Source organism: Erythrobacter colymbi (genome assembly GCF_002155685.1).
Lineage (GTDB): Bacteria > Pseudomonadota > Alphaproteobacteria > Sphingomonadales > Sphingomonadaceae > Erythrobacter > Erythrobacter colymbi.
Genome location: NZ_MUYK01000008.1, coordinates 79,463 through 96,872 on the forward strand (window position 1 = coordinate 79,463; position 17,410 = coordinate 96,872).

The following is a 17,410-nucleotide window of genomic DNA, read 5'->3' on the forward strand; positions in this document are numbered from 1 at the left end:
TTTCTTAAATTTCGTCCAGCCCCTATCCGCACCCCATCGCAATCACCCTCTTGCCGACGGAGTGCCGCATCATGCCCGACACCCTCTCCCTCACCCTGCTCGCGCCGCTCGCGCTGCTGCCGGGTATCCTGCTCGCCGTCGTCCGCCCCGGCAAGCGCCCGGGGAGCCTGCCCGTCTGGGCCGAGGCCTCCGCCTTCGCCGCCTTCGCACTGGCGCTGACCGGCCTCGTGCAGAACGCCCTCGGCCCGGTGTCGGGTGCCGCGATCCTCGAAGGCCCCTTCGCCCTCGCCCTGCGCGCCGATCTGGTGGCCGAGAGCATCGCCACCCTCGTCGGCTTCATCGGCTGGATCGTGATGCGCTACAGCCGCACCTATCTCGACGGCGAGGCGCGCGAGGGGGCGTTCCACGGCCTCATGCTCACCACGCTCGCCGCGGTGCTGGTGTTCGCGCAGGCGGGCACCTTCCCCACGCTGATCATTGCCACCTTCGCGGTCGGCCTCACCCTGCGCAAGCTGCTGCTGTTCTACCCTGACCGTCCCGAAGCGCAGCGCGCCGCGACCAAGTTCGCCTATGTCTGGCACGGCGGCGACGTGCTGTTGGCCTTCGCCGCGGGCCTGCTATTCAGCCGCTTCGGCACGCTTGACCTTGCTGCCCTCCCCGCCGCAGCCGCCGAACAGGGCCTCGGCCTTGCCGGCACTCTCGCGGTCGCCGCGATCGTAGCTGCTGCAGCCTTGAAGACCGCCGCCTTCCCCTTGCACGGCTGGCTGACCGAGGTGATGGAGGCCCCCACCCCCGTCTCCGCGCTGCTCCACGCCGGGATCATCAATTCGGGCGGCGTCTTGCTCATCACCGCGGCGGGCCTCGTCCAGCAGAGCACCGGCGCGATGGCCGCGCTCGTGATGATCGGCGGCTTCACCGCGCTGTTCGGCGCGGCGGTGATGCTCACCCAGAGCGCGATCAAGACCGCGCTCGCCTGGTCGACCGTCTCGCAGATGGGCTTCATGCTGCTCCAGTGCGGCCTCGGCCTGTGGACGCTGGCGCTGCTCCACATCGTCGCGCACTCGCTCTACAAGGCCCACGCCTTCCTCTCCTCGGGGACGGCCGTGACCGAGGTGTCGAACATCCGCCGCCCTGGCCCCATCGCCGTGCCGAGCGTGCCTGCGGTGCTCAAGAGCTTCGCCCTCGCGCTCGCCATCTTCGCCGCGATCGCGACCTCCTTCACCTACGCCTTCGGCCCCAAGACCCCGCAGGCGCTCGCCCTCGGCGCGATCCTGATCTTCGGGGTGGCCTACCTTGTCGCGCAGGGCCTTGCCGACCGCGCGCCGGTGGCGCTGACCAAGCGCACCGCCGCCGCCTCGCTCGCCGCCGCGATCGGGTACTTCAGCTTCCAGACCCTCGCGCAGGCCATCTGGGGCCGGGTGCTGCCCGCCGCGCCGATGCCGGGCGAGCTCGAATGGGCGCTGCTGGTGATCGCGGTCGCAAGCTTCGGCCTCGTCGCCTTCGCCCAGGCGCTCTTCCCGCTGTGGGCGCACCATCCCGCCACCGCAGGCCTGCGCGTTCACCTCGCCAACGGCCTCTACCTCAACGCCTTGCTGGACCGCGCCATCGGCGGCTTCCGCACCACCACCCATCGCTAAGCACCCCGCACACGGAGACGACCCATGCTGATGAACCACGCTGACATCGCCCCGGCCCGCTTCTCGGCGGTGCTCGAAGCTGCCGAAGCCGCCGGGCGCATGATCCCGCCGGCCTTCCCGCTCGATGCGACCGTGGCGGTCAACCCCTTCCTCGGCCAGACCGGCGAGGACCTCGCCACCGCCGCCGCACGGCTCGCCCGCGTCGCCGGGGTGCGCGTGACCCGCAATGGCGCCGATTACTGCGATGCCATCGCCAGCGGGGCGATCACCGAAGCCGACCTTGCCGAGGCGCTCGCCGCCTGCCCCTCGCCGCTCAAGCCTGCCGACACCGCGATGCTGCGCCACGCTGCGGCCCGCATCGGGGCCGGCCCCGCCCCGCGCCCGCTGCCGACGGTTGCCGATCTTGCCGCCGAGGCGACCGGGATCGACTGGCCCGCGCTGATCGACAAGTGCATCGGCCTGTGGGCCGCGGGCCACTTCGACCGCGGGCAGGCGCTGTGGAGCCCCGCGCCCGGTGCCGAGGCCTTCACCGCCTGGCGCGGCTGGGCGATGCATGACCTCACCCCCGAAATCGCCGGGCTCGAAGGTTTCTGCGCCCATGTCGCCTGCGCGCCGGACACCACCGAACGCGCGATCCTCTCGGCCGCCGAGACCCTCGGCCTCAGCGAGGCCGCCGCGCCGACCGCCTTCCACCGCCTCGCCATGAGCCTCGGCGGCTGGGCGCAGCACGCGCGCTGGATCCTGTGGCAGGCCGAGCTCCAGGGCGGCAGCGACCGCACGCTGATGGACCTCCTCGCGATCCGCCTGATCTGGGACGAGGCGCTGCTGGTGCAGACCCCCGCCATCGCCCAGAAGTGGGCCGCCACGGTCGACGCCCACGCCGCGCCGGTCACCCCGTCGGAAGAGGACATCGCGCTTGCGATCCTGCAGGACGCCGCCGACCGCGGCCACCAGCGCCGCCTTGCCGCCGCGCTTGATGGCGCGGCTCCGGCCACTGACGCGCGGCCCTTCCTCCAGGCCGCCTTCTGCATCGACGTGCGTTCGGAAGTCTTCCGCCGCGCGCTCGAAGGGATCGACGGGCGCATCGCCACCATCGGCTTTGCCGGCTTCTTCGGCCTGCCGCTGGCGCACCACGCCCACGGCTCGGACATCCTCGAAGCGCGCCTGCCGGTGCTGCTCAATCCCGCGGTCAACACCACCAGCGCGGGCGATCCGGCAAAGGACCAGGCCGACCGTATCGCCGCGCGCGGCCGCCGCGCCTGGGGCCGCTTCCGTCAGGCCGCCGTCTCCTCCTTCGCCTTTGTCGAGGCGATGGGGCCGGTCTATGCGGTCAAGCTGGTGAAGTCGGCGCTGGGTTTCGTGCCCAAGCCCAAACCCGAACCCGCCCCTGAAGTCATCGGCGGCATGAGCGCCGAGGCCAAGGCCGATACCGGCGCTGCCGTGCTCAAGGCGATGAGCCTCACCAAGGGCCACGGCGCGATCGTGCTGCTGCTGGGCCACGGCGGCAATGTCACCAACAACCCGCACGAGAGCGCCTACCACTGCGGTGCCTGCGGCGGCTACACCGGCGAGGTCTCGGCCCGCCTGCTCGCGATCCTGCTCAACGATCCCGAGACCCGTGCGGGCCTCGCATCGCGCGGGGTCGAGGTGCCGGCCGACACGCTGTTCGTTGCCGGCCTGCACGACACCACCACCGATGCGATCACGATCTATGACGATGGCCTCCCCGCCGATCGCGGCGGCGACCTCGGGATCGTGCGCGGCTGGCTGGCGCAGGCGGCGAAGATCGCCCGCGCCGAGCGCGCGCTGCGGATGCCTGGCGCAAGCGGCGAGAGCATCCCCGCGCGCGCCCAGAACTGGGCCGAGATCCGCCCGGAATGGGGCCTAGCCGGCTGCGCCGCCTTCATCGCCGCCCCGCGCGAGGCGACGGCGGGCCGCGACCTCGGCGGGCGCGCCTTCCTCCACTCCTACGACTGGCAGGCGGACGCGGGCTTCGGCACTCTGGAGCTCATCATCACCGCCCCGGTGGTGGTCGCGAGCTGGATCAGCCTGCAATACTACGGCTCGAGCGTCGCGCCCGAGATGTTCGGCGGCGGCAACAAGCTGATCCACAACGTGGTCGGCGGGATCGGGGTGATCGAGGGCAATGGCGGCAAGCTTCGCCCCGGCCTCCCCTGGCAGGCGGTCCACGATGGCGACGGCCTCCAGCACGAGCCGCTGCGCCTCAGCGTGATGATCGAGGCCCCGCGCGAGGAGATGCTCCGCATCCTCGACAAGCACCCCGCGGTGCGCGCGCTGTTCGACAACGGCTGGCTGCACCTCTTCGCACTCGAAGGTGGAAAGGTGGCCGCGCGCTACCTCCCCGGCCTCCAATGGGCCGACGCCGCGCCGGAGAAGCTCGCAGCCTGAAGCGCCGCCTGACGAAGCGCTGACGCGCGCGCCGTCGCCCGCTCCGGGGTCACGACCTGCCGCAAAGCCGGCAGGTCGCCGCCGGCGGGCGGCGGCGCGTGCCTTTTCTGAGCCCCCCCTCGCCGGACACCAGCACGGCGCCAACCGGCTCTCGCCCCCCCTCCAGACCCCCGCCAGCCCCCTCTCGCACCCCTCTATCCGCAGCGTTTCACGTGAAACATGGCGCGCGGGTGTGTGGGACGAACAGCGGAAGGCGCTAGGCGTGGATCCAGTAACTGAATTCGGCGAATTGTGCGCCAGTCCACCACGGGCTTGTGCCAGTGCTGTAGCGGAAATTCTTCGCCCCCGCCTGACTTTGGAGCGGCAGCGTGACTTCGCCGGCCAAATTGCGCTTCGCTCGCCGGTCATCAGCTTCAGGAACGACGATGACGATGTGGCCGGACTTGCCCTCCTCCTTGCGGCGCGCGACAATCAGGCCGATCCCGCCGGAATTGGCCGCCAGTTGCAGCTTCGTCAGCGTACCCATCTGGCGCCAGCCGAACTGCGGTCCGAAATCGCGCAGCCAGCGGAACAGGTCGTTGGCGCGCAGCTCGTCGACTGTCGCCCCGTAGAGCGGCTCGATCGCAATGCCCGCCGAAAGCTTGGCGATCGCCGCCGCGTTCCACCACACCCGCGGTAGATAGGCTCCCGCCAGATGGCAGAAATCATGCGCGTAGATGTTGCAGAAAGTCAGACCGTTACGCGGCCAGTAGCGTTTGTGCGCCGGCTTTTCAGGATCGAGCCAGTCGACGATGGCCTTGATCGACTGGCACAGTTCCGCCGGTGTCGCACCGCTGCGGCCAGGCTGGCCCGCTTCATTGAGCGAGCCCGCATTGGCCGGCTTGGCGCGGGCAATGATGGTGCCCGCCGCCAGCGGGAGATAGGCGGCCGGAAGCGCCGGCGTATCCGGAACCAGCTGGACCGCGAGCTCTTTGGCCACGGTTTCGGTCGCCGCCGGGCTCAGGAACTTCGCTGCGGCCCAGCCTGTTAGGTGGGCACCCAGAAGGTTGGTTTCGATCCTGAGAAACCCGTTTTTCTCCTGACGGGGAGAGAGCACACTGACCGGATGGCCGGCCGGCAGTCCGCGCAGGATGTTGCTCGGCCGGTCCTTCTGTTCGGGTGAGCTGCGCAGATTGAGTACGCCGCCATTGGTGGTCTTGACGACATAGGGGGTCGCAATATCGACGCCTGTGCTGGGCGGCAGAACCGCCTTACCCGGCGTTGGAGCGACAGGCACGCCGTCGCCGGCGGCAACGCTGTGGGCCAGTTGGAGATACTTGTAGTAGTTCTCCCCGTAGTAGGTCCCGTCCGAGGCCCTGTAGCCCTGCTTGAGCCCCAACCCCTGTTTGTATGATCCGCTGTTGTAGGCGATGGCAATGGCCGCGCGTTGCATGTCGGTGAGCCGCGTGCCGGCAGGGATCTTGGCGCGCTGCATGGCTGCCGTCAGTTCGGTGATGCAGCGGCTCAGCGAATTGGCAAAGTCGGCATAGCCGCCCATAAAGTACGGTGCGGTCTGCACGTTGAAAAACTGCAGATCATACTGGAAGATGCCGAAGCCTTTGCAGAACTTGTTCGGGTTGGCCGCGGCTCCGCCATAGCCGGGAATGTGCGCGGACATGGCCAGCAGAGCTGCCCGCGCCTTGGCGAACATGGCCGTCCCTCCCGGCCGCGATTCCAGGTGCGCGCGGTCCCGGGGAAATGTCGACGTGCGGTCGAGCGTATCGCCGACACACAACGCAAGAATGTCCGGCACCGCCATCCCCTTGCGGCGAAGGGTTGCCCAGATGTAGCCCGTCTCCTGACAGGCCAGCGCGACCAGCATGTCGAGGTCGAACGGCGTAGTCGCAACGGCCTGCGTGATGGCAGGTCCGAACTGATCCTTGAACCACTTGATGTCGGCAGTATTCGGCATGGTAACCCCCCACCCAAAAGAATTGCGATTATCCGCATCGCCTGCCGTTTCGACCCGCTGGCCGGTTGACGAATGGCGATAGCCGGGCGCAGGCGCGGTCTAGCTGACGACGATCAGCTTGTTCACGTCTCCCGTGTGCTGGATGCTCAGCGTGACGGTCTGGCGCACCTGCTCTTCGGAGAGCCCGGCCATGCCGCCCAGCGCGATGAAGAACGCCGCCATGCGCCTGTCGATGCCATCGGTTCCGAAGACGATGAACTTCTGGCCGGTGGCAAGCCAGTCCTTGGTCCGGCCCATCACGCGCTTCTGCGCCTTGGCGAATTCATCGAAGTTCCAGGCCTCCGGATTGCCCGCAACAATCGGCAGATCGGACGAGAGCTTGTGCAGTTCTTCGGCCAGCTTGATCAGGTGCCAACCAGCCATGACCCGCTCATGCAGAAGCAGGAAGTCGCTCATCCTGCCGCTTGACCCGCTGCCGATGGTAACCGAGCCGGCGATTTCCTGCTTCGCCCAGCTCTCCGACCATTCCTTCCGGCCGAGCGCCATCATGATTTCGAGATCGGTGCCACTCTGCATCCTGAGCAGCTTCAGCGCAGCCTCCAGCCCGTTCGTGTGATGCTTCAGCTTCACGTCGGGCGCGCCGGTCGCGGTGTCGATCAGCGCATCGACGGCAACGCGCATCGTCTGTTCGGGATTGGCCTCGAGCACCTGCATCATCTGCTGTCCGGTCAGCGGCAAGGCCACGTCGATCACCGCCGGAACCGGGCGACTCCCGCCTGCATCGATCCAGCTCTTGACCGTTTCCGCCGCATCGCGGGCGCCTTGCGCAGTCAGCAGGCTGAAGCGCTGCATGTCGTCGATCAGCTTCTGCAATTCGTTGAGCTTGAGCCCCTTGCCGTCCTTCCTGCGCATGTTGAGCCCCAGATCGAGAATGCCGGGCTTGGCCGGCGTCCTTTCCGCATCGATCGCACGGGCGATGCTGATGCTGTCGAAGAAGGTCGCCTCGGTAGTCTCCTTGTCGCCGAAGGCCGTGGTCGAGATGTCCTGCGCCAGTCCTTTCGAGAGCACCGTGACGTTCCCGCGGTGGTCCAGCGCGATTTCCGCCTTGCCGGTGAACACCGTCTTGAAATCCGCCTTGACGCCGAAGCCGATGAAGGCCCCGCCGCTGGTCTGGGTATGCGTGACGACCCGCTTGAGCGCCGTTCCCTCGTCGAACAGGACGTGCTGCCCCGGATCGAGCACAAGCTTGGCAAGGTCTGCGAAATTGCCCGACAGAAGGGTGTCGAAGGTGGGTTGCGAAACCCCCGCGAAGAGCTTGGCGTTGAGCTCGATCGTGGTGTCGTCGGATTTGACCTGCGCATAGGTGATGGTGAGACTGACCTGCCGGTTGGCGGCCTTGGTCAGCATCTCCAGCGCCTTCTTGACGGTGCCATCATAGGCGGCGATCAGCTTGCGAATTCCGGCAAGCGCGTCGTCGACGTTGGCGACCACCCGGTTGGCATCGGCCCCGACGCGCGACAGGATTTTCGCGATCTTCTGCCGCTTGGGCTTGGTGTCCGTCACCGCGCCGATGGTGCCGGACAGATCGTCCTTGAACGCGGCAATCAGCTTGCGCAGCTCGCCCAGCACGGCGTCGTCCTTGTCGAGCGATTCAAACAGCGGCAAGCGCGCCTTGAGCGCCGCGAGCAAGAGCCCGGCCTGCTCGTCGATTTCGCCGAACCCGGCCGAGACCAGCCCGTCGAGCGCGCCCTTGAGCTGGTCTGCAAGGAAATCGCCGATTGCCGTGCTGTCTGCGGTTGCCGTGCCCAGCAGCAGCGCCATGTCGGCCTTGATCGCGGCGGCAATCTTCGTGTCGCCCAGCAGATCGCCGATCACGCCGTCGAACAGGCTGCCGGCCTTGCCTTGCAGATAGGTGCCCGGCTTGAGATAGGGCGTGATCGCGGCCAGCCCGTCGTCCCATTCCTTGACGATAGGTTCCAACTGCTCATGGATGTGATCGGCAAGCTTGCCGAAATCGAGCGAGATCTTGATCCCGAGCGAGTGTTCGTCGCGGCGGTTCTTCTGACCGGAGACGACAAGGCGCAGATCAGGATCGATCGCGTTGGGCGCCCCGAGGCGGCGGAGCGAGATCTGGAACTTGCGCTTGCGGATCAGGGTGGCCTTGAACGTCAAAGCGATCGCGGCGCTGCCGACAGCGGGTATCTCGAAGCTCTTGCCGAGTGCGACATCCACCTGCGCCGTGACCCCGCCGCCCAGCACAAGGTCATAGCCGAAGAAGTCGCTCGCGGAATTCATCGCCCGGCGCACCGCCGCGATATCGAACGGGCTCGGCACATGCGCCAGCCGGGTCGCCACGGCGCTGCACAGCAGCTGGTTCTGGTCTGACGGCTCGAAGTAATAGTCGAGGCTGGCTTCTCCATCGCCTCCGATCGAGAGGCCGGCCGAACCGAAACTGAAGGGAACCTTGCCCGCCCCTTTCGCCGACAATTTGCCGGCCGCTCCGATCCGCACCATGCGCTCGCGCGGGGCTTCGAGCGAATAGGGCCACAGGCTGCCGCCCTCGAGCACCAGTTCGGCCTTTCCGCCGAGGTCGAAATCGAAGTCGGCGCTCTCACCGGCACTGGCATCGGCATCCCCTGCGTCGATCAGGCTCCACGAAACGGCCCCGGTGTTTTCCGAAAACTCGCTTTCGGGATGTCGCGACAGCGGGTGAACCAATCGTTCCGCATGGCTGAGGCCGATCGTCTCGAGGACTGATGAAATCTTCGTCCGCAGCTTCGTGAGGCTTTCAAGGGTTTGCTCGAGCCCGAGAGCGGCAAAGGCGGCCTTGACGTCCTCCCGGTCGATTTCCTCGTCCACCCGGGCGATGAAATCGATCACGGACGTGAACCCGTCGAGGCGGGGGCTGAGCTCGGCCCAGCGCCGCGCCACGGTCTCGATGGCTTGCAGCGCTTCAAGTTCCGACGAAAGATCAAGCGCGCGGGCACCGACCTTCAGGATGTCGAGATATTTGGTCATGGCTCAGCTTCCTCCCCAAAGCTTTCGAGTTAATTCAGGTCTTTCCGGGCAGGTTTTATGCAGCACCGGCTGCTCTGCCTAATTCACACCCGGTTGCCTGCGGCCATTTTCCGCTGGCTTGGCCAGCTGCCGTATCCGAAGGCCTGCCTGATCATCGACCCGGCGAAAGCGGACACGCGTCCGCTCGCCGCGCGTCAGACGAACGGCAACCGCGTCGGCCAATCCGGCTCGCGGTCTTCCAGAAAAGATGTGCGTGGCCCACTTTTCGCCCCCCGGCTGTGGTCGATCCGTCAATACGGTCTGATATTACGACAATTTCCGAGTCATTGCGATGGCTAACTGTTCTTTCGAAACAAGCCGCGCTGACGAGGGAGATCCCCGGCCCAAGGCCGCAGTCAAGGTCGCCGAAAACGGGAGGGTGTGGTGGCAGGGCTTATACCGAACCTACGCCTCATCCTATTGATATTGCGTAGTGTTTAGGAGGCCACACGACGGCGTCCCCACAACGAACCCCACAAACTTCTCGATAGAACTCTGATTAGGTTCACGATTTTGCCATCCAAAATCTAGCAGAATGGCGCTGCTTGTGAAGCGCTGGCGACATTCAGCGGCCCAGATGTGCGTCAAGACGTTCGACCTAAATGAGGCACAATCCTGAAGGACAGACCTGAGGTCGGTTCAAAGGAGCTACGCTTCCCCCTCCCCAGTTCTTGGTATTGACGACATCAAGGGACGCCCTGCGGCCGGATGCCGGAGCGCGGATGCATCCTGTTTGGTGTCATTGGTGCGGATGATGGTCGCCGCAGAGGTGCAAGTTGCTCAACAGCTTGCTAGACTGCCTGAACAATGCGCACCGATCTTGATCATCTGCCCCCGCAAAAGCAGCGCGAGCTTGAGCGCGTGGTGCAGCTGATCTTCGAGGAGTTCGACGACGCCTTCGCGCTCGCCAAGCACGAATGGAAGAAGGCCGGGCGCATCCTCAAGGTCATCCTCTACGGCAGCTATGCGCGCGGCACCTGGGTCGATGAGCCCCACACCGCCAAAGGCTACCGCTCGGACTTCGATCTGCTGATCATCGTCAGCGACAAACGGCTGACCGACAGGGTCAAGTACTGGGCCAAGCTCGATGAGCGGCTGATGCGCGAATATGGCGTGACCGGGACGTTGCAGACGCCGGTCAACTTCATCGTCCACACCCTGCAGGAAGTAAACGACGGGCTTGCGCACGGGCGATATTTTTTCATGGACGTGAAGGCCGAAGGGATCGCGGTCTACCAGTCCGACGACACCGAGCTGCATACCCCCAAGCCGAAGACCCCGACGCAGGCGCTGACGATGGCGCAAGGCTATCTCGAAGAGTGGTTCCCGCTTGCCGCGAGTGCAAAGAAGGGGTTCCACTTCTTTCTGTCACAGCAAGAGTGGCGCGATGCCGCATTTATTCTGCACCAAGCCACTGAGCGGCTCTACCATTGCGTCCTGCTGGTCTCGACGTTCTACACGCCCCACGTGCACAATCTCGGTTTCCTGCGCACCCAGGCTGAGCGGATCGATCCGCGCCTCACCTATGTCTGGCCGCGCGAGGCAAAGCGCGATCGCGCGCGGTTCGAAAAGCTCAAAGACGCCTACGTCAAGGCGCGCTACTCGAAGCACTACCGCGTCACCAAGGAAGAGCTCGAATGGCTCGGCGCACAGGTCGAGGAGCTTGGTCGCGTTGTTCACGAGGTCTGCTCCGAGAGGATCGAAAAGCTCAAAGCGGACGCGAAGGCAAGACCGGACAAGGTTCTATGAGGGGATGGGTCATCCCATCGGCTATCACGGACTCCGAACCGCAAGCCAACCTTCATCTTGCGGCCCGGTTGCAGCGCAAATTTGCGTAGCGCGAGCGTCGCCGCCTGACAAAATCAACCACATTAGCTATTTTGGTCACCCGGCAAAAAAACCCGACGCTCTGGAAGGTCCAGCCGGGATTTTTGCATTCTGGAACCTGCAGATGATTCAGGGTGCGAGCAGTCAAAAAAATCGAGGGAAGCGTGGGTGAAGCGAGGCGCCGAAGGGAAGCAGCACTAAATGGTCCCTGCCCGTGCGGGGCAAACGAGATAGCGCGGTCGTGCTGCTTCAATGGCCGCACTTGGCATAGGCGAGCGACATCACTCGGCCTGCGAGCATTGCCACCAGCAGGCGTCGTCGACAAGTGCTACATGCGCGAGCTTGGCTCTTGCGAAGCGCCAATCTCGGGCGAGCATTTGATATCGCAGTCGGTGATGCTGGTCCTTCAAGGAAACGGTGAGTTCTCGATCGCCGGCGTGCCTTGGCTGCCAAAAGGCGAGGAACGAGTTCTTGGCGCGAATGCGCTGCGTGCTAACTGCCTCTGTGCCAAGCATAACAGCGCACTAAGCCCAATCGACAATGCTGCGAAGCATTTATTCCAGTCCCTCAAGACTTTTCTAGAGGTCGACGCAGGCGAGCCCCGCCATTCGCTAGTCTCAGGCTACGACCTAGAAAGATGGATATTGAAAACGGCGAAGGCATTAGCTGTGTCGGGGAACTTGGCGAGGGGTGAAGAGCGGCTTTCCGGCGCTTTCGCCCAAGACAACTCACTTATTGAGTTGCTCGACGACCCCACCGCTTGGCCAGAAGGATCCGGGCTCTACTGCACAATGCAGGAGGGCGATTTCATGCTCAACCATTCGCGTTTCCAATTGATCCCATGGGTCGAGACAATACACGGGAAGGATGAGATTGTTGCGCTTAAGGTCAACATCCTCGGTTTCAGTTTCGTGCTGCTACTCGAGCCGTTCGACCCCGAGCGATTTCCTGAGCTGGTGACCGCGAATTATCGGCCAGGTCGGATCGAGATACAATACGCTAAGTCGATCAGCTGGATAACGATTAGCTGGGAAGACTCGCACCCGCACAGCCAGTTGAGTGTTCAGCATGTGAAAGCAGTGGATGCGCCGAAGGCCCCCGCTCAAGGTTCGTAGGCACATCGCTTCAGGTACAATTAGCCTAGTGACACGCACCTTACTCCATTTGACGCAATCCATGACATGTGTCATGTGTCGTGTTTACATGACACAGGACATGGAAAATGGCTTACTCATCGGTTGGCGCGTATGTGAAAGCGGAAGTCATACCGGCAGGTATGGCAGTTGCGGAGGCCGCTCGCCGACTAGGCGTAGCCCGGCAGACCTTACATTCATTTCTCACCGGTAAAGCCAAGCTGTCGGCAGAAATGGCTGCACGCCTAGAGCGCTGTTTTGAAACGACTTCAGCAGCGCTGCTTGCTCTGCAAATGCAAATCGATGAAGCTGCTGAACGTGCGCGACAAACTTCCAAGAACTCAGCCGGGTACCTGACCATTGGCGCAGGGGAGATCGAAAACTGGTCACTTACTAAACGTGTTTCTTCCCGCGCTGCATTACCACTTCTCGTGCGCCGCCTCGTCTTCGCGACGACGCCCGATCTGACGGAGCTGGATTTTCACGGTGAGGAAGAAGCCGAGCGGCATGGGTGGGATGGAATAACCGCTACAGCGCAAGGCTCCGAAAAGGTGCCAAGTGGAAAATCGTGTTGGGAACTTAGCAACTCGGCAAACCTTCCAGGAAAGCCTAACGATGATATTCGTTCTCGTGAAGCAACGCTCAGCCCTCAAAAGCGGAAAGACATCACCTTCATTTATGTAACCCCGCGTCGCTGGGAAGGAAAGAAAGCATGGGCCAAGTCACACCGTGCATCCGGAAAATGGCGAGATGTCCGGGCGTATGACGCCGATGATCTTTCTCAATGGCTCGAAATTTCGGTTGCAACACAGATATGGTTTGCCGAGCAAATCGGTCGCCCCACCGATGGCGTCAGATCGCTTGATCGCTGCTGGATTGAGTGGGCGAAATCAACGAAACCTGAATTGTCGGCACGGTTATTCGACGGCTCGATCAAAGCGAACTTATCTACATTAGAACGTTGGCTCGCTGATACGGGTGGGCGGCCGCTTGTGGTGACAGCGGACTCATTAGCTGAGGGTTTGGCGTGGCTGGCATGCGCTTTAAGCGGGCATGTAAGGGAAACGGCAGTCGTCACTTCAACGCCAGATGCACTTCGCCGCACAGCCGCTGCGACATTCGGTAGTATAATTGTTATCGACAACGAAGAAGTTGAAAAGGTCGCTGGCCCCTACTTGGCCTCGCATCATATTGTCGCGGTCCGGACCAAGAAGGCTATCGAAAAGGATGCGGACATCGAGCTAGATCAGGTTGACGGTGAATCCTTTCGGCTTGCTCTTGCAGATATGGGTTACGCTCATGAAGAGGTTTCCGCGATTAGCGCACAGACCGCCCAATCACCGACAATATTGCGTCGCCACCTCGCCACCCTTCCTGAACTGAAAAATCCCGAGTGGTCCAAACAAGGCAGCGCTCTTGCACGCAAACTTATTCCGATTCTACTAGCTGGAGCATGGAACAAAACGAACGAGTGGGATCGTGAAATTGTTGTCAGCTTAGCACAGAGTGCGTCTTACGAGCAGGTAGAACGGGACATGCTAGATCTATTGGCGCTTCCCGATACCCCTGTCTGGGCGATTGGAAATTACAGGGGAGTTGTATGTCGCAGAGATGCACTGTTTGCAGCTCATTCCAGTTTACTGGATTCCGACCTTGAAGCGTTTTTGAACGCCGCTGAATTTGTCCTTTCAGAGGATGATCCGGCTCTCGATCTGGAGCCAGACAAGCGCTGGTCCGCTGGTATTTACGGCAAAAAACGGGAAATCTCAGGATCATTGCGTCAAGCTATTGGCGACATGCTTGTGCTGCTCGCAGTGTATGGTGACGAACTTACGAAAGGGCGATTGGAAAAGATTGCCCCCCGCATTGATCGGCTGGTGGAGCATTTGGTCTTGAATAAGCCATACCGGCATATGGTTGCGCTCTCCTCAGATATGCAATCGCTGGCCGAGGCATCCCCACGCAGCTTTTTGGCCGCAGTCAAAGCCGACCTTTCCAAGGAGGCGGATTCTCAGATTAAACTAATGCTTCGACCGGTCTCACCAGGTGGGTTTGACAGCCCAGACCGCACCGGTCTGCTCTGGGCGTTAGAACTTCTTGCTTGGGACCCCACACATTATCTGGATGTTGTGCGTATTTTGGCGGCGCTAAGCGAAGTGCCAATCAATGACAACTATATGAACAAGCCAGAGAATTCTTTAGAATCCCTTGTGAGTTGCTGGCACCCGGAAACTTGTGTGGAGATTGATGGGCGTATTGACGCGCTGAAAGTTATCGTAGCCGAAAGCCCAGAGGTAGGCTGGCGCATATGCCACGCTCAAGTCGCCCAGAGCCATCGAGTGGCGACGCCCAATGCGCGCCCTACTTATCGTCCGATCATGTGGTCGGGGCCTCGTCGTTTGACCAATGTAGAAATGTACTCAATGTGCGATGCTGCGCTGGACCTCATGCTGTCATGGACTGCGCCAAGCACAGAAAAGCTCGCACAGCTGTTAGAAATAGCTGACCAGTTTAGCGACGCAGATCACGACCGGCTGACACTAAAGATCGAGGAGTGGTTTGAGGCAAAACCGGGCGATGATGCCAAATCTCAGCTCTGCGAAACCCTCCGATTGATGGGTTACTCGGCTTCGACGAAGTCGCGAAGGAAGGCCACAAAAATCTCGAAATACTTGTCGAATCTCGCCACCCGACTTCAACCCATTGATCCGGTGCAAAAGCATCGCTGGCTCTTTGCAGAAAGTTGGGTTCACGAATCCCGTGTCGAGCTTGATGACGAAGACTTTGACTATGAAAAACGGGAGAAACGTATCTCGGATTTGCGTGATGCTGCCGCGGCTGAAGTTTTTGCGTCCAAAGGCCTGCTAGGTATCTTAGATCTCCTAGCGAACGCTAACGCCAGCTATGCGGTCGGATATCATTTGTCAAAAGCGATCACTACTGAGCAAACCATTGAGTTGGTTCGTGAATTAGTCTCGTACGACGACCTCGAAATGCGTTCCAAACTTTTGACCTGCGCCAATGGTTTGTTGAACAGAGAGGGTGAAGAAGCCGCACTCGGGTACGCGTTTCAGGTTATGGCAACGAAGGAAGGTGTTCCGATTATCGACGATGATGCGGCAATTCGGCTTTTCCAGATTTGCCCGATCAATCGTCCTACGTGGCGAATGATTGAGGAGCAAAGGCCCGATTTGGTTGGGCGGTACTGGCGTGAACTGATCCCCAATGCCTGGCGGCTTGAAGCTGACGAGCTACAGGAGATGGTGGACAAACTGCTTAGGGCAAACCGGCCCCGCGCAGCCTTTTGCAGTATCCGCTTCGACGTTGAAAAGTTGGGCGGACCGACCTTGGCGAAACTGATGCGATCGCTGGTTGCTGGTGGCAACGAGGAACCTGGGGCCTACTTACTTGACGGGTACCGCCTCTCAGATGCGATGAAGCATCTGAACGCATCTCGGGAATTATCAATGGATGAGATGGCCTCAATTGAGGTAGCACTAGTCGATTCCCTCACGAACAACAAATATGGCATCCCCAATCTAGAGAAAAAGATCTCAAGCGAACCCGCGTCTTTCGTCCAGCTTGTGGCTCTAATGTATAAGCGGAAGGACGGTGGGACTGATCCTGAACAATATCAGATCCCAGATGATGCAAATAAAGAAGTCATTTTCCATAATGTCTATCGTGTTTTGGATTATATCCGCAGAACACCAGGATCAAACGACGAAGGTGAAATTGACGTCGCAACCCTAATCCATTGGATCACGGACGTTCGATCTCAGTTAGCCGAACTTTCTCGCGGCGAGATCGGGGATCAATGCATCGGCCAGCTTCTGGGAAGGTGTGAACCTGGCAAGGACGGTATCTGGCCCAATGAAGCTGTCCGGCTAGCTTTGGAAAGCGTAGGCACAGAGCAGATCTCACGTGGGATGGAGCTGGGCGTCTATAACTCTCGTGGCGTAGTCTACCGAGGGCACGGCGGCGATCAGGAACGGGTCTTGGAGGCCAAATATCGGTTGTGGGCCGCCGCACTTGCGCCCTCACACCCGTTCACTTCGCGCATGCTGAACAATATTGCTGACATATACCAGCGCGATGCTGAGTGGCATTGTCCGTCGTCAGAACATTTGGCACAGGTCGCGGCGTAAATTAGCGGAGTGCGGGCCTCGTCTGTTGTTGGGTTTTAGGCGGCGAGCTTACGGTGTTGCAAGCGCCGATGTTCAATGGTCTGTCGCTTGATCCTTTCGCGTTGTTTGATGATGGCTGGTGCCCTGCCGAAGTAGGCGTCTGCGGGCGTCACGTTGTTTAGGCTCTCGTGGTATCGGCGGTGGTTGTAGTGCTCGACGAAGGTCTCGATCTGGGCCTCAAGGTCGCCGGGCAGGAAGTAGTTCTCGAGCAGGATGCGGTTTTTAAGGGTCTGGTGCCAGCGCTCGATCTTGCCCTGGGTCTGGGGGTGCATCGGGGCGCCGCGCACGTGGCTCATCTTGTTGGCCTCGATGTATTCAGCCAGTTCGCCCGCGATGTAGCTGGGACCATTGTCGCTGAGCAGCCGGGGCTTGTGCAACACCGTGGCGCTGTCGCATCCGGATGCGACCAACGCTACATCCAGCGTGTCGGTCACATCCTCGGCCCGCATGTTGGTGCACAACTTCCAGGCGATGATGTAGCGCGAGAAGTCGTCGAGCACGGTGGAGAGATACATCCAGCCCCACCCGATGATCTTGAAGTAGGTAAAATCGGTCTGCCACATCTCGTTCGGCCGGGTCGTCTTGGTATGGAACGCATCAGCCGCTTTCACCACGACGTATGCCGGGCTGGTGATCAGATCGTGGGCCTTGAGCAGGCGGTAAACCGTAGCTTCGGACACAAAGTATTGGCGCTCATCGGTAAATCGCACCGCCAGTTCGCGCGGTGACAGCTCGGACTGCTCCAGCGCCATTTCGACGATCTGGTCCTGCACCTCGGGCGCGATCCGGTTCCACACCCGGCCTGGAGCCGATGGCCGATCCGCCAACGCCTCCGGGCCGCCTGCGAGGTAGCGGTCATACCAGCGGTAGAACGTCCGCCGGGCGATGCCGAGTTGGTCCAGCGTTCGCTTGGCAGGCAGGTGGGACTGCTCGACGATCCTGATGATCTCGAGCTTCTCGGATGCGGGATACCTCATTCTTCGTCGCCCCCATCCGCGATCATGCTTTTTTTGAGCAAACGGTTTTCCAGCGTCAGGTCGGCCACGCATTCCTTCAGGGCGCGGGCTTCGCGGCGCAGATCCTGCACCTCGCCAGTGGTCGCGGCACGGGCGGTATCACCGGCCAACCGGCGCTTACCTGCTTCCATAAACTCCTTCGACCAAGTGTAATACAGGCTCTGGGCGATGCCTTCCTTGCGGCACAGCTCTG

General features: G+C 61.9%; 8 protein-coding genes and 1 pseudogene. 6 read left to right on the forward strand and 3 right to left on the reverse strand.

What is annotated here, in order from left to right; genetic code table 11:
- Positions 1–71: 71 nt before the first annotated feature.
- Together BZF57_RS14800 and BZF57_RS14805 are read left to right on the forward strand one after the other, a co-directional pair.
- Positions 72–1,637: a proton-conducting transporter transmembrane domain-containing protein gene (locus tag BZF57_RS14800; protein ID WP_086739361.1), complete on the forward strand. Its 1,566-nt coding sequence runs from the start codon at positions 72–74 to the stop codon at positions 1,635–1,637.
- 30 nt (positions 1,638–1,667) lie between these two features.
- Positions 1,668–4,046, forward strand: coding sequence for a YbcC family protein (locus BZF57_RS14805; RefSeq protein WP_206073278.1), 2,379 nt, complete (start codon positions 1,668–1,670; stop codon positions 4,044–4,046).
- Positions 4,047–4,302: 256 nt separating this feature from the next.
- Here the strand turns inward: BZF57_RS14805 and BZF57_RS14810 are convergent, their stop codons facing one another.
- Both BZF57_RS14810 and BZF57_RS14815 read right to left on the reverse strand, forming a co-directional pair.
- On the reverse strand, positions 4,303–5,997 hold the full coding sequence (locus tag BZF57_RS14810) for an SH3 domain-containing protein (protein WP_086739365.1): 1,695 nt from the start codon (positions 5,995–5,997) through the stop codon (positions 4,303–4,305).
- A gap of 99 nt (positions 5,998–6,096) precedes the next feature.
- The gene (locus BZF57_RS14815) at positions 6,097–9,015 is read right to left on the reverse strand and encodes a hypothetical protein (protein WP_086739367.1); all 2,919 of its coding nucleotides are present in this window, start codon (positions 9,013–9,015) and stop codon (positions 6,097–6,099) included.
- A 57-nt stretch (positions 9,016–9,072) separates the two neighbouring features.
- Here BZF57_RS14815 and BZF57_RS20845 point away from each other — a divergent pair, with 57 nt between their 5' ends.
- The 4 genes from BZF57_RS20845 to BZF57_RS20850 all read left to right on the forward strand — a co-directional run bounded on the left by BZF57_RS20845 (position 9,073) and on the right by BZF57_RS20850 (position 16,162).
- Positions 9,073–9,354, forward strand: a complete 282-nt coding sequence (locus BZF57_RS20845) for a hypothetical protein (protein ID WP_143738511.1) — start codon at positions 9,073–9,075, stop codon at positions 9,352–9,354.
- A gap of 507 nt (positions 9,355–9,861) precedes the next feature.
- Complete coding sequence (locus tag BZF57_RS14820; RefSeq protein ID WP_086739369.1) at positions 9,862–10,803, forward strand: HEPN domain-containing protein; 942 nt, start codon at positions 9,862–9,864, stop codon at positions 10,801–10,803.
- 410 nt (positions 10,804–11,213) lie between these two features.
- A complete protein-coding gene (locus tag BZF57_RS14825; RefSeq protein ID WP_086739371.1) occupies positions 11,214–11,996 on the forward strand; it encodes a hypothetical protein in 783 nt (260 codons plus the stop codon).
- Positions 11,997–12,103: 107 nt separating this feature from the next.
- Positions 12,104–16,162, forward strand: coding sequence for a HigA family addiction module antitoxin (locus BZF57_RS20850; protein WP_143738512.1), 4,059 nt, complete (start codon positions 12,104–12,106; stop codon positions 16,160–16,162).
- Positions 16,163–16,197: 35 nt separating this feature from the next.
- Here the strand turns inward: BZF57_RS20850 and BZF57_RS14835 are convergent.
- A pseudogene (locus BZF57_RS14835) lies at positions 16,198–17,410 on the reverse strand (IS3 family transposase); the annotation flags it as partial.

Excerpts from the sequence above, each read along its gene's own strand:
- BZF57_RS14805 (WP_206073278.1), top strand. The coding sequence starts at position 1,668 with ATGAACCACGCTGACATCGCCCCGGCCCGCTTCTCGGCGGTGCTCGAA.
- BZF57_RS20850 (WP_143738512.1), top strand. The coding sequence starts at position 12,104 with ATGGCTTACTCATCGGTTGGCGCGTATGTGAAAGCGGAAGTCATACCG.
- BZF57_RS14815 (WP_086739367.1), bottom strand. The coding sequence starts at position 9,015 with ATGACCAAATATCTCGACATCCTGAAGGTCGGTGCCCGCGCGCTTGAT.
- BZF57_RS14820 (WP_086739369.1), top strand. The coding sequence starts at position 9,862 with ATGCGCACCGATCTTGATCATCTGCCCCCGCAAAAGCAGCGCGAGCTT.
- BZF57_RS14800 (WP_086739361.1), top strand. The coding sequence starts at position 72 with ATGCCCGACACCCTCTCCCTCACCCTGCTCGCGCCGCTCGCGCTGCTG.
- BZF57_RS20845 (WP_143738511.1), top strand. The coding sequence starts at position 9,073 with ATGCAGCACCGGCTGCTCTGCCTAATTCACACCCGGTTGCCTGCGGCC.
- BZF57_RS14825 (WP_086739371.1), top strand. The coding sequence starts at position 11,214 with ATGCGCGAGCTTGGCTCTTGCGAAGCGCCAATCTCGGGCGAGCATTTG.
- BZF57_RS14810 (WP_086739365.1), bottom strand. The coding sequence starts at position 5,997 with ATGCCGAATACTGCCGACATCAAGTGGTTCAAGGATCAGTTCGGACCT.